Source organism: Pseudoalteromonas fenneropenaei (genome assembly GCF_042643375.1).
GTDB classification, from domain to species: Bacteria; Pseudomonadota; Gammaproteobacteria; order Enterobacterales; family Alteromonadaceae; genus Pseudoalteromonas; species Pseudoalteromonas fenneropenaei.
In genome coordinates this window covers 41916-55206 of sequence record NZ_JBHRSD010000043.1, presented here as the reverse complement: position 1 = coordinate 55206, position 13291 = coordinate 41916, and the positions used below count along the sequence as shown (strand labels likewise).

The 13291-nt window shown below is 45.3% G+C and carries 13 protein-coding genes; 4 read left to right on the top strand and 9 right to left on the bottom strand.

Annotated elements, in window-relative coordinates; genetic code table 11:
- Positions 1-90: 90 nt before the first annotated feature.
- The 6 genes from ihfA to ACFOEE_RS18985 form a co-directional block, all read right to left on the bottom strand.
- The gene (gene ihfA, locus ACFOEE_RS19010; protein ID WP_377128183.1) at positions 91-387 is read right to left on the bottom strand and encodes an integration host factor subunit alpha; all 297 of its coding nucleotides are present in this window, start codon (positions 385-387) and stop codon (positions 91-93) included.
- A gap of 2 nt (positions 388-389) precedes the next feature.
- The gene (gene pheT / locus ACFOEE_RS19005; RefSeq protein ID WP_377128180.1) at positions 390-2777 is read right to left on the bottom strand and encodes a phenylalanine--tRNA ligase subunit beta; all 2388 of its coding nucleotides are present in this window, start codon (positions 2775-2777) and stop codon (positions 390-392) included.
- A gap of 14 nt (positions 2778-2791) precedes the next feature.
- Positions 2792-3772, bottom strand: a complete 981-nt coding sequence (gene pheS, locus ACFOEE_RS19000) for a phenylalanine--tRNA ligase subunit alpha (protein WP_377128177.1) — start codon at positions 3770-3772, stop codon at positions 2792-2794.
- Between the two features lie 114 nt (positions 3773-3886).
- Positions 3887-4588: a DnaA regulatory inactivator Hda gene (gene hda, locus ACFOEE_RS18995; protein ID WP_377128174.1), complete on the bottom strand. Its 702-nt coding sequence runs from the start codon at positions 4586-4588 to the stop codon at positions 3887-3889.
- Position 4589: 1 nt separating this feature from the next.
- On the bottom strand, positions 4590-5645 hold the full coding sequence (locus ACFOEE_RS18990) for a DUF2066 domain-containing protein (RefSeq protein ID WP_377128172.1): 1056 nt from the start codon (positions 5643-5645) through the stop codon (positions 4590-4592).
- Positions 5646-5707: 62 nt separating this feature from the next.
- The gene (locus tag ACFOEE_RS18985) at positions 5708-6889 is read right to left on the bottom strand and encodes a diguanylate cyclase (protein WP_377128169.1); all 1182 of its coding nucleotides are present in this window, start codon (positions 6887-6889) and stop codon (positions 5708-5710) included.
- Positions 6890-7035: 146 nt separating this feature from the next.
- Here ACFOEE_RS18985 and gloA point away from each other — a divergent pair, with 146 nt between their 5' ends.
- Entirely contained in the window at positions 7036-7476 is a 441-nt protein-coding gene (gloA, locus tag ACFOEE_RS18980) for a lactoylglutathione lyase (protein WP_377128166.1), read from the top strand.
- 3 nt (positions 7477-7479) lie between these two features.
- On the opposite strand, the gene ACFOEE_RS18975 is transcribed toward gloA, so the two are convergent.
- Complete coding sequence (locus ACFOEE_RS18975; RefSeq protein WP_377128163.1) at positions 7480-8226, bottom strand: ABC transporter substrate-binding protein; 747 nt, start codon at positions 8224-8226, stop codon at positions 7480-7482.
- A gap of 130 nt (positions 8227-8356) precedes the next feature.
- Here ACFOEE_RS18975 and sbcB point away from each other — a divergent pair, with 130 nt between their 5' ends.
- Complete coding sequence (gene sbcB, locus ACFOEE_RS18970) at positions 8357-9802, top strand: exodeoxyribonuclease I (RefSeq protein WP_377128160.1); 1446 nt, start codon at positions 8357-8359, stop codon at positions 9800-9802.
- A 37-nt stretch (positions 9803-9839) separates the two neighbouring features.
- Here the strand turns inward: sbcB and ACFOEE_RS18965 are convergent, their stop codons facing one another.
- The gene (locus ACFOEE_RS18965; RefSeq protein ID WP_377128157.1) at positions 9840-10724 is read right to left on the bottom strand and encodes an NAD(P)-dependent oxidoreductase; all 885 of its coding nucleotides are present in this window, start codon (positions 10722-10724) and stop codon (positions 9840-9842) included.
- 125 nt (positions 10725-10849) lie between these two features.
- Here ACFOEE_RS18965 and ACFOEE_RS18960 point away from each other — a divergent pair, with 125 nt between their 5' ends.
- Together ACFOEE_RS18960 and ACFOEE_RS18955 are read left to right on the top strand one after the other, a co-directional pair.
- A complete protein-coding gene (locus tag ACFOEE_RS18960; protein ID WP_377128154.1) occupies positions 10850-11365 on the top strand; it encodes a glutathione peroxidase in 516 nt (171 codons plus the stop codon).
- Positions 11331-12311 (top strand): 2-hydroxyacid dehydrogenase, encoded by a 981-nt coding sequence (locus ACFOEE_RS18955; RefSeq protein WP_377128151.1) that lies wholly within the window; start codon positions 11331-11333, stop codon positions 12309-12311. The genes ACFOEE_RS18960 and ACFOEE_RS18955 overlap by 35 nt, the downstream gene beginning before the upstream one ends.
- Before the next feature lie 85 nt (positions 12312-12396).
- Here the strand turns inward: ACFOEE_RS18955 and ACFOEE_RS18950 are convergent, their stop codons facing one another.
- Positions 12397-13239, bottom strand: a complete 843-nt coding sequence (locus tag ACFOEE_RS18950) for an isopenicillin N synthase family dioxygenase (RefSeq protein WP_377128148.1) — start codon at positions 13237-13239, stop codon at positions 12397-12399.
- Positions 13240-13291 lie beyond the last annotated feature (52 nt).

Genomic DNA, 13291 nt, shown 5'->3' with positions numbered 1-13291 from the left:
AGAAAAAACGACCTAACTATCGAAAAAATAAACCCCGCTTAAAAAAGCAGGGTTTATCATCAATCTGAGGCAGCCTAAGCTGCCTTTCTATTACTCTTTGCCTGTACCCACTTCAACTCGAGTCTTTAATTTCTGACCCGGTCTGAAGGTGACAACGCGACGCGCCGAAATTGGAATATCTTCGCCAGTCTTGGGATTACGCCCAGGTCGCTCTTTCTTGTCACGGAGATCAAAGTTACCAAAGCCGGAGAGTTTAACTTGCTCTCCTTTTTCTAGCGCTGAGCGGATTTCTTCAAAAAACGCTTCAACTAAGTCTTTGGCATCCTTTTTGTTTATCCCCAACTTTTCAAATAGGTGTTCAGCTATGTCGGCTTTAGTAAGCGCCATATCTAGTCCCTCAACGATGCGTTAAATTGTTTAGCCAGTTCGGCCACCACGTTGTCTACAACTAAGCTGATGTCTTTCTCTTCGAGTGTTCTATCAACCGCTTGTAGTGTAAGAGCAATTGCAAGGCTCTTAAACCCAGGCTCAATACCTTTGCCCTTATACACATCGAACAAGTTTAGGTCAACTAATTGATTTCCGCCAACTTTCTCAATGCTATTTAAAATATCGCCTATTTTTACATCATCTGCAACTAAAATAGCAATATCACGACGATTTGAAGGGAATTTTGACAATTTTTCCGCTTCTGGAATACGTCGAGTGGTTAAAGCGTCAACTTCAATTTCAAACACATAAGCCGCTTGGTTAAGATCAAGGCCTTTTAGTAGCTGCGGATGGATAGCACCAATATAGCCGACCTTACGCTCATCTAAGTAGATAGCAGCAGATTGACCTGGGTGCAAGCCGTCACATGCCTCAGCTTTAAAACTAAAACGTGCTTTATCATTGGTGAGCGCCAGTAGAGCTTCAAGGTCGCCTTTCACATCGAAGAAATCAACCGCACGGGTGGCGATAGTCCAATGTTCAGAGTGGGTATTACCATAAGCAATACCGCCAATTACTGGTACTTGCTCAACGCCATTTTCGGCTTGTTCGTTCTTTAAGAATTTAAGGCCTTGCTCAAACAAACGAATACGCGTTTGTTGGCGGTTTTGGTTATAAACCACAGCATTTACAAGACCTGGCATTAAGCTCACGCGCATCGCCGACATCTCAACCGAAATTGGGTGTGGTAGTACTAGCGCATCTGACTCTGGGTGCAATAATGTTTGAACTTTAGGGTCAACGAAGCTGTAAGTAATAGCTTCTTGGTAACCACGCGCAACCAAAGCATGGCGTAGGTTAGCCACGCTCAATTTGGCTTCTTGGTGTACAGTCATTTTTAATGATGCAACTGGCGCAACATTGGGAATATTGTTATAACCAAATACCCTTGCCACTTCCTCGATTAAGTCTTCTTCAATGCTGATATCAAAGCGATAGCTTGGCACTTCTGCTTGCCACGTGTTATCACCAAAAGTCACCGCTAAACCCAGACGAGTGAGGATATCGGTTACTTTGTCATCGGCAATATGGTAGCCAATCACTTTATCTAAACGCTCACGGCGTAAAGTCACCGCAGCTTTAACTGGTAAATCAGCTTGAGATACAGCTTCAACCACAGGACCGGCTTGACCACCAGCGATTTCAAGTAGTAAAGCGGTTGCACGCTCCATTGCATCGCGTTGTAGCTGGTAATCCACGCCACGCTCGTAACGATGCGATGCATCTGTGTGTAGTCCGTAACTACGTGCTTGCCCCGCAATCGCCAGTGGATGGAAGAATGCACTTTCTAGTAACACATCAACCGTGCCTTCTTTCACACCTGACGCTTCACCACCAAAAATACCGGCCATGGCTAGGGCTTTGTGATGATCGGCAATCACTAAGGTTGAGCTATTCAGTTTTGCGGTATTGCCATCAAGCAATACTAACTCTTCGCCTTCAACCGCGTTACGTACCTTGATACCACCTTCAATGGCGCTCAAATCAAACGCGTGCATTGGGTGACCTAACTCAAGTAACACATAGTTAGTGACGTCAACTACTGGGTCAATACTACGAATACCTGAGCGACGGAGTTTTTCCGCCATCCAAAATGGTGTCACCGCATCAAGGTTAATACCTTTAACGATACGACCTAAATAACGTGGACATGACTTGCTGTTAACCAGTTCAATGCTGATAGTATCACTGATGGTTGCAGCAACCGCTGGGATAGCCAGCTCGTTCACATCTAGACCATTTAACACGCCCACTTCACGCGCTAAACCTTTAATACCAAGACAATCACTACGGTTTGGCGTTAAGTCAACGTCAATTGTTACATCGTTTAAGCCAAAATATTCGCGGATATCTTGGCCAATTGGTGCATCGGCAGGCAATTCGATGATGCCCTCTGAGTTTTCCGCCATGCCAAGCTCAGAGAATGAACACAGCATGCCATTTGAAGGCTGACCGCGTAACTTGGCCTTTTTAATTTTAAAATCGCCTGGTAATACCGCACCAACTGTTGCAACGGCTACTTTAAGCCCTTGACGGCAGTTTGCTGCACCGCACACGATATCGAGTAATTCGTCGCCGCCCACGTTCACTTTGGTAACGCGCAATTTGTCTGCGTCAGGGTGCTGGCCACATTCAACCACTTCACCGATAACAATACCGTTAAACTCGCCAGCGACTGGGTCTAAACCATCTACTTCCAAACCAGCCATAGACAGCTGTTCAGAAAGAGCTGCTGTGTCGATTGCTGGATTTACCCATTCGCGTAACCACTGTTCACTAAATTTCATCGTTCACGTCACTCTTATTTGAATTGGTTCAAGAATTTCAAATCGTTTTCGAAGAAGGCACGTAAGTCAGTTACGCCGTAACGTAACATGGTCAAACGCTCAACGCCCATACCAAAGGCAAAGCCTGTGTATTTTTCAGGGTCGATGCCAACTGAACGTAAAACGTTCGGATGAACCATACCGCAGCCTAATACTTCTAACCATTTGCCATTTTTACCCATTACATCCACTTCAGCTGAAGGTTCAGTAAATGGGAAATAAGATGGACGGAAACGAATTTCCATATCTTCTTCAAAGAAGTTACGTAAGAAATCATGCAAAATGCCTTTCAGTTCCGTGAAGCTTACATTGGTATCAACCATTAAGCCTTCAACTTGGTGGAACATTGGCGTATGTGTTTGGTCGTAGTCATTACGATATACGCGACCCGGAGAAATAATGCGTAGTGGCGGCTGTTCAGTTTCCATAGTGCGGATCTGCACGCCACTGGTTTGGGTACGCAATACCAATTTCGGGTTGAAGTAGAAAGTATCATGATCAGCGCGCGCAGGGTGATGCTCAGGGATATTGAGCGCATCAAAGTTATGGAAATCGTCTTCAACTTCAGGGCCAGATTTAACAGCAAAGCCAAGCTCAGTGAAAAACTTTTCGATACGTTCGATAGTACGGGTTACAGGATGAATCCCACCTGCTGGCATTACGCGTCCCGGTAACGTCACGTCGATGGTTTCCGCTGCCAGTTTTGCCTCGAGCGCTGCCGCAGTTAAGGCGTCACGCTTGGTATTTAATGCTGTCTGTACTTGCTCTTTTGCCTGGTTAATTACCTGACCGGCTTCTTTACGCTCTTCTGGCGCTAGGCTACCTAACGTTTTAAGTTGCTCAGTGATCTCACCTTTTTTACCAAGGTATTTGACCCGTGCATCCTCTAAATGCGCAATTTCACTTGCTGCTTCAATTGCAGCTAAGGCTTGCGCCAAAATCGTCTCTAAGTTCATTCTAAACCTGATCTTTAAATAAAGAATTTGCTGTTAAATAAACCCTAATGATAACTGAATTGTCCGCCCAAGCGCCATAGCAAGGCGCTTGTATTTAGGGATTATTTCGTACTTTTATAAGCCTAAAGTGGATTTGATAAAAGGAATGGTCAACTTGCGCTGTGCAGCCATAGAGGCATGGTCAAGTTTGTCGAGCACATCAAGCAGTGCACGCATGTCGCGACTCAGGCGGGTCAGTAAAAAACGGGCACAGTCATCACTGAGTTCTAGCCCGCGCATTTTAGCTCGTTTCACTAAGGCTTCGGCTTTATCATCGTCGCTCATTGAGCGAATTTGAAAAGTGGTGCCCCAGGTCAAACGTGATTCAAGGTCGGGCAATACCAAATTCAGCATGTTTGGCAATAAATCTGCGGCAATGACCAGCAATTTACCGGGTTCATTAAAGCGGTTAAAAAAATTAAACAGGCCTTTTTCCCACTGCTCGTAACCCGCCACCAGCTGCATATCATCAATACAAACTACGTCGAGGTTTTCAAGTCCATCCAGTACCGCCGGACCATAATCCAACACTTCACGTAGCGATAACAGCATGGTCGACAAACCAAGATCTTGCGCGTAAACACAAGTAGCATAAAGCAAATGCGATTTGCCAGAATCTGCTAAACCACACAAATAGGTAAATTGAAATTGCTTTTCTCGCGCTGCAAAAGCTGACTTTAAATGCGACACTTCCAGTGACTGTTCGCCACCAAAATAGGAAACATAAGTTTCGTCATCCGGTAAGGTAACCGGTAGCGCCATTTGCATAGGTTCCATGCTAGTTTGCAACCCAGTTGTAAATCAACGATTGTGCATCCTCAACATGATAAAATACGCTCGGGTCGATATATTCCGTTAAAGCCGTTTCTAACGACAAAGCTCGCTTAAGCTCAGCGACTTGACTAACATGGCGAACACGATACTGCACGCTATCGCCCGCTCGGTATTCAACAGTCACATCTTTAACGGTACTAATAGATTGAATACGGCGTTTGGCCAGTTCAATGGCTCGGAAACCTTTCAACTGCTTGACTGTGATAATACTGACTAACGGCTCTGCCAATTCATTCACATTGACAGCGAACTCCTGCATTAGGCTGCTGGCAAGCGTTTCCATCATCTGGCTGATGATCACTTGTTGGTCGCCTACCAGCTGCTGCGGCTCAAATGCGCTGGCATTGGTATAGCGCCACTCTAACAGCCAACCGTTGCCAAACGGCTGTTGATACATACGCGCAGTGATAATGCGCTCAGCATTGTAACGCCGTGAAGCTTGCTCTATCGGTGCGGAAAAGTTGCCCCATACTTCAGCAACACCAACTTGGCTGCGGTCTTGTAAATCAAGTAGTGGCAAAAGCACCGGAATGCCCCACTCCTGCGACTTGTCATAAATTAAGCGCTCTAGTTGTGGATAGCTTTCTTGGGTTACAAAATCACGCGCTTTGTTATCTTCTATCGCAAGCCACAGGACGATTTGCGGACGGCGGTTCCCCCAAAACGACCAACCCGCGTCTTTAACCAACGCATTGAGTTTAGAGGCTTCAAATACGTATTGGGCACGCAACTCTTTGTCGCCACCCGCTTCCAAATATTCATATTTGATTAAATACTGACTATAGTCACGCAGAGCTTGGCGGATTAACGGATGGTTTGCGGTATCGTCTTTACCGGTAAGCTTTTTAAGAACATTGAGCATGGCATCTTGACCAGCTTGCACGCGCGCTTGTCGGGACTTATCAGCGACAACCACCGAACTTTGGTAAAGATCTTTAATTTCAATGGCTGAGCTTTGAAAAGTAAGCAGCAGTAAAAGCGCACAAAGTCTAAATATCATAACGGCTATCAAACACAAACTAGGGCTCTGATCCTAAAACAAAGCCCTGCTAATGGAAAGCCTTATTGTTGCAAAGCAATAATGAACTGATTCTTACCCATTGTTTTGGCTTTGAGCAAATAGCTGTCTGCTTGATGCAGCAACGCCTCTGCAGTAAACGGGTTGAGATGATTGCTCACCATGCCTATACTGGCACCACAACTCACTGAGGCACCGCAACTAAGTACTACAGGTTCATTAATACAAGTGAGTAAACGGGTAGCCAATTCCTCTAACTCAAGATGAGTTAACGGTGCAACCACCATAACCACAAATTCGTCCCCTCCCAAGCGTGATACCATGTCATAACTGCGTACGCAAAGCTTAAGCCGATCTGCCACAGTCTTTAAAACTTCATCACCACTTTGATGACCGAATTGATCGTTGATCGGCTTAAAGTCATCTAAATCTATGTAAATCACATTCGCTATCACCGCTCCACGCTGCGACTTAGCGGAGACTCGGCTTAACTCTTGGAACAAGTACTTACGATTAGCAAGCCCAGTTAAGTTGTCGTGCAAGCTGTCAAATTCTAGCTGTTTTTGTAACTCTCTGCGCTTGTCTACTTCTTGGCGAAGTTCTGCAAGGCTCTTCTCTAGCTCTCGGGTACGCTGTAACACCCGCTCCTCTAGTTCGATACGGTATAGCGCCAGTGCTTGATTCGCCTGCATCAGTGCCTGTTGATTATGAAAGGCGTCAAGTGCTGAGGAAATAACATGGCTGATGGTGAAAAGGATATCCACAATCATCCCTGAGTATTCATCACTGCGACGATAGGACTGGATAATAAACGCCCCCATAAAGTTTTGCCGATTGATTAGCGGAAAACATAACCACTGTTTTGGCATTGTTCCTATCACGGCAAGCTTGCCATCGGCAATCAGCGCGTCTATGTCTTCGCGGGTAAAGTTACACACTTGTTGGGTGGTCAGGGCGTAGCCCGTGAGGGATTGTTTAACGTCACTATGGTGTAAGTCTTCTAAGTCTTCCGCGCGGATATCATCCATCACATCATGGAAATACGGAAAACTAAGACTGCCGTCTTCTTTCCTTAACACCACGTAGAAATTGTCAGCGTAAGTGACTTTTTGCAATATGCAGTGTATATCGAGCAAAAATAAGCCAATAGAATCACTGGTGTTTAAACAAGCAACAATGTCCGTGACTCTCTCAATGACCTTGTCTCGCTCAACGATGATATTCATAGTCAGTCCAACGCGTTTCGTCAGTTAAGTAAAGCAAAACCGTGCCAGAGTGCAAGTAGGTGCGTGTCACTTTAGTCGCACTGTACTTGAAAATGCAGCACTTGCCCCCACATCGCAAGGTGACTATGACAAACATGGGATAACCTATGCAATTTCTTCATACTATGGTGCGCGTCAAAGACTTAGCCGCGTCCATGCATTTTTACTGCGATTTGTTAGGTTTAAAAGAAGTTAAACGTAATGACTATGAAGCAGGTCGTTTTACTTTAGTTTACCTAGCTGCGCCTGATCAATTTGAGACTGCCCAACAAACTTTTTCGCCAACCATTGAATTGACGTTCAATTGGGATAGCGAAGAATACACTGGCGGACGTAACTTTGGTCATCTTGCTTTTGCAGTAGATGATATTTATGCACTGTGCAAAAAGTTGCAGGACGCAGGCGTGGTTATCAACCGACCTCCTCGCGACGGCCACATGGCGTTTGTGCGCTCTCCTGACGGTATTTCCATTGAACTGCTGCAAAAAGGTGCGCCATTAGCACCATGCGAGCCATGGCAGTCAATGACCAATACGGGTAGCTGGTAAGTGTTATTCGAGGCTCAGCGCCCATAGCTTAAGCTGAGCCTGTACTTCAGGTAAACTTAATAACTTAACTGTGAATTCAAAGTCCTCTGCACGACTGCGAGGCGCTAAGATATGGCGTTTATAGGCGTCATGCGGAATTTGTGAGATATGAAAAGCATCCTGCCACGCATGTACAGTTTGCAAATAGCGGCGCGTACTGCGGCTCACAATTGCAACATCAAGTCGTTCTTTGGCGAGCATATCTAATAACTGCACTTCTTCTGACGTGTCTACGCGAGTCGCCTCACCAGTGGCAATTATTCCATCAATCGCAAAATAAACATAACCTCTTATGCCACCCAATGTTTTGCCTTTTAATGTCTCGATGCCTGCAAATTCAAATGGCTTACTTTTTGGTGAAACAAAATCATCCACGTCGCCAAATAACGCCTCGCTCCAGAGATAACGAGTCTGATGTTTATCACCAAACCACAGTGGATTCACCCCCAAAATCATGCCGTCTAACTGCTCATCAAGGAGTTGCTTTTCTAGGCGCTTACGGGGCATGTAATGGGTTTTATAAGTAACATCGTCTTGCACCCGATTTAATAAACTAGCGACATCAAAATAGAGCCCTGTTTGCTCGTGCACGTCTAAAATGTAGGGCGGCTTAAGATGATACACATAAAGCGTAATAACTGACTTTGCCAAAGCGTTGTAAGACGCCAAAGTTAAAAGGACGTAGAGTAAATAACGCAGCATGATAAGCAAGACAATTTTCTTTAACCATTGCTTGTAAATGACAAGTCGTCAAGTCTCAACGCGCTTTTTACTCTTATCTTTGGCTGTGCGATAATCCTCTTAACTTAGCCAAAGCGAATCTGGTAACAATAACAACGCTATGAAACCTCACTTTGATACTGAACCAAGCCTCTATTGGTACGATTTTGAATCTTTTGGTGCCAATCCGCAAAAAGACCGTCCGAGCCAGTTTGCAGGCATTCGCACCGACCTAGAACTGAATGTTATCGGTGACCCACTCATTATTTACTGCAAACAAGCGCCGGATTATTTGCCCCATCCAGAAGCTTGCCTTATTACAGGTATTACGCCACAACTGGCCAACCAAAAGGGTTATCCCGAAGCCGAGTTTATGGCGAAGATCCACGCAGAGTTTAGCCAAGCGAATACGTGCGTGGTGGGTTTTAATAACATTCGCTTTGACGATGAACTGACCCGCTACAGCTTGTATCGCAATTTTTATGACCCTTACGAGCGTGAATGGCAAAATGGTAATAGCCGCTGGGATATCATCGACTTGGTGCGCGCTTGCTATGCGCTGCGTCCTGAAGGGATCAATTGGCCAGAAAAAGAAGACGGTAGTCCAAGCTTTAAATTAGAACACCTCACCGTTGCCAACCAGATTGAACACGGTCAAGCCCATGATGCACTAAGTGACGTGCTAGCCACCATTGAATTAGCAAAACTTATCAAAACCAAGCAACCCAAGCTATATGAGTTCTTCTGGCTTAATCGCCATAAAAAAGCCCTCCAAGCTATGGTCGATGTCTATAACATGCAGCCTTTAGTGCATACCTCGTCGAAGATCTCAGCATGGCAAGGTTGCACCACTTGGATTGCACCACTGAGCTTTCATCCGGTGAATAAAAACGCGGTGGTGTGTTTTAATTTAAGTCATGACCCAAGCCCGTTGCTAGAGCTTGATGTCGCTGAAATTCGCGCCCGACTGTACACTAAGTTGAGTGAACTAAACGAGGACGAACTACCAATAGGTTTAAAATTAGTTCATCTCAATAAATGCCCTATTTTAGCGCCAGCGAAAACTTTACTGCCTGAGAATGCAGAGCGTTTAGGTATCGATCGTGCTGCCTGCTTACGCCACCTTGCAATTCTAAAGGCACATCCAGAACTACGAGAAAAAGTTGCCGAAGTCTTTAACGATAGTGAGCGTTTTAGTAAGCCGAGTAATGTTGATTATCAACTCTACGACGGCTTTATTAGCAATGCCGATAAAGCCAAATTGGCAATTGTGCGTAGCACCCCAGCTGAGCAACTCGCCAACTTGGCGCTTGATTTTGAAGATGCCAAATTCAATACTTTGCTGTTTCGCTATCGAGCCCGCAATTGGCCAGCTAGTTTATCGGCGGATGAATTAGATAAATGGCGTAAATATTGTCAAAGTAAACTACTGCATGGCGAAGATAACCCATCGATTGGCGCGGAAGACTTTATGCTGACGCTGGAAAATTTAGTGCATGAACATGAAGGGAATGAACGTAATTTGAAAATATTAAAGGCTTTGTACCATTACGCCCAAAGCCTTTAAAGCGCGATAATTGAGGGTGCTTGATGCGCCCTTAGCGTTATTTACGCTCGTGTAGTGCATCCAAACGAGCGAGCAAACTTGAAGTATCAAAACGCCCGCCACCCAATGCTTGAACATCCGCGTAATATTGGTCAACCAGTGCGGTAAGCGCCAAAGAGGCACCGTTACTACGCGCTTCATCTAACGCTATGCCTAAATCTTTACGCATCCAATCAATGGCAAAACCGAAGTTATACTCCCCCGCCAGCATAGTTTTGTAGCGGTTTTCCATTTGCCAAGAACCAGCCGCACCTTTAGAGATAGTCTCAATCACTTTCTCGCCATCCAGTCCCGCTTTTTTCGCAAAATGCAGACCTTCAGCAAGACCTTGTACCACGCCAGCAATACAAATTTGGTTAACCATCTTACATAGTTGACCCGACCCAACCGGCCCTAACAACTGGCTAAAGCGCGCGAATGCATCCATCACAGATTGTACGCGGTTAAACACCGCTTCGTCGCCACCCACCATAATCGTCAGTAAGCCATTTTCCGCACCTGCCTGACCACCAGACACTGGTGCGTCTAAAAATGCCACTTGCTGCTCAGCCGCTTTTAGTGCCACTTCGCGTGCAACTTTTGCTGATGTAGTGGTATGGTCAACCAGAATACTTCCCGATTGCATCCCAGCCAATACGCCCGTTTCGCCATACACCACTGAACGTAGATCATCGTCATTACCGACACACATAAAGACGATTTCTGCGCCTTGTACGGCTTCTTTGGGCGTAGCAGCAAAGCTTCCTTGATATTGCGTTTGCCATTTTTGCGCTTTGGCTAATGTGCGATTATAAACCGTCACTTGGTAACCGGCTTTTTGTAGGTGTCCAGCCATTGGATAACCCATTACCCCTAACCCAATAAACGCGACTTTCATTGACATAATTCTGACCTATTTCTTTGTTACTTTATGACGATGGCCTTTTTATACCCAAGCATTGTGGCTATCGCAACTTAAAACTATGAAACTAAGTAAAATGAAGAATGACAGAGTGAAGGCAAGGAAAGATGGAAAATATATATCGCTTTAGTGTGCAATTGATTGATGGCGAAACCTTGCCGCTGAAACTACTTCAAGGCCGTCCAGTCTTGATTGTCAATTTAGCCAGCAAGTGCAGTTTTTCTGTGCAGCTCAGCGCATTAGAAAAACTCTATCAGAAGTATCGCAGTCAAGGACTTGAGATCCTTGCTTTTCCCTGCAATCAGTTTGGTCGGCACGAACCACTTGAAGGCGAAATGCTGCGCGAATATTATCGTGGACAGGTGAAAGTCAGCTTCCCCTTATGTCAAAAAACACTGGTAAATGGCCCAGACGCACATCCGCTTTTTAACTATCTCAAAGCGCATACCCGCGGAATAGCACAAAACCGCGCCATTAAGTGGAACTTTACTAAGTTTTTAGTAAACTCTGAGGGACAGATGGTGGCACGCTATGCCCCCAGAACGAAACCGGAATCGCTTCACACCGCCATTGAGGGTCTACTAACTTATGAAAATCGCCCTGTTCAGTTCGCAAAACTATGAAAAACCTTTTTTTCGCCAATTGAGTGCGCATTACGCCGACTTTAATCTCACTTTTTTTGACGAAAAGCTCAGTGCGCAAACAGCTGAAATGGCAACGGGTTTTGATGTTGTTTGTGTGTTTGTTAATGACAGCGTGGACGCACCCACCTTAGCCGTACTGGCTAAAATCGGGGTTAAGTGTGTTGCGCTGCGCTGCGCGGGTTTTAATAATGTCGACTTAGCGGCAGCCAAACAACATGGTATCACTGTGGTGCGCGTCCCCGCTTATAGTCCAGAAGCTGTGGCGGAACACTGTGTTGCGCTTATCCTGACGTTAAGTCGCAAAACGCACAAAGCTTATAACCGCGTGCGGGAGGACAACTTTGACTTAAACGGACTACTCGGTTTTAACCTGCATCGCAAAACCGTTGGCATTATTGGCTGTGGCAAAATTGGGCAAGCTTTGGTGAATATTCTCAATGGCTTTGGTGCCAATGTGTTGGTGTATGACCCAAACATCGGCGAAGGTAATTACACTCAAGTCAGTTTAGACATCCTACTTAGCCAGAGCGATATTATTTCGCTCCATTGCCCGCTCACCGAGCACACCCACCATTTAATCAACGACGACGCTTTTGCTAAAATGAAACCCGGTGTCATGCTCATTAATACTAGTCGTGGCGCATTGCTTGATAGTAGCGCTTGTATTCGTGCGCTGAAAAGTCGCAAACTGGGTTATCTGGGTTTAGATGTGTATGAGCAAGAATCTGAGCTGTTTTTCAAAAACCGCAGTGAAGAGATAATCCAAGACGATACTTTTTCGCGTTTGGTGAGTTTCCCCAATGTGCTTATCACTGGGCATCAAGGCTTTTTTACCCAAGAAGCGCTGCATGAAATCGCGCGCGTAACGCTCGCAAACATCAGTGCATGGGAGAGCAAACAACCGCTGTTAAATCAGGTCAAATAGACATGAAAAAAGCGGCCTTGGCCGCTTTTTCTTATTTAACCTGAGGTTTGGATAAGAAATAGATTAAAATTATCCAAAGGTTAGGTTATTTAACGCCTAGCTCACGTAAGCGCTCTTGCAGGTAACTGTCGGCAGTGTAACGCTCAGACAACACCACATCTGGACGCGGGTGCAGGAATAACGGCAGAGAAATACGTGACTTCGTTGACGCTTGACCTGTTGGGTTGATAACTCGGTGAATCGTCGATGGGAAGTAACCACCAGATGCTTCTTGCAGCATGTCACCGATATTAATAATCAAGCTACCAAAATCACATGGTACATCTAACCAGCTGCCGTCTTGGCGCTGTACTTGTAAACCAGGTTCATTCGCCGCCGGTAAAACCGTAAGTAAGTTGATGTCGCCATGCGCTGCGGCACGAATCGCACCTGGCTCTTCATTTCCCGTCATTGGTGGGTAATGAAGAATGCGCAGTAAAGTTTGCTCAGAATCTTTGATCATGTCTTTTAGATCAATCGAAAATAGCGCACGTACTTCTTCTGGTGCATTAGCTTGAACCCAGCTTAATAACGTTGCCGCAAACTCACTGGCTAAACGGTAGTATTCGCGAATTTCAGCTTCTAAATGCTCAGGAACACGACCTTTTGGATACACATGGTAGTATTCTTTGATGTCTTTAATCGTAAAGCCTTTCGCAATTTCAGATACATCTGGCGGAAAGTAACCATCTTGGGTTTCTTTCTTGAACAAAAATTCGTGCTTTTGCTCAGAGTTGAAAAACGCTTGCCAGTTTTTGTAAATTGACTCAACCAAAGATTGTGGGATTGGGTGATTTTTTAATACGCCAAAACCAGTATTACGTAGTGATTCAACAAATTGTGCCGCCGCTTCTGGCGCTTGGTAGTCAACCGTAGGTAATTCTTGCATCTTCTTTCAACCCAATGTCTGATATTACGTGAGCTTAGTGTAGCAGAGCTAT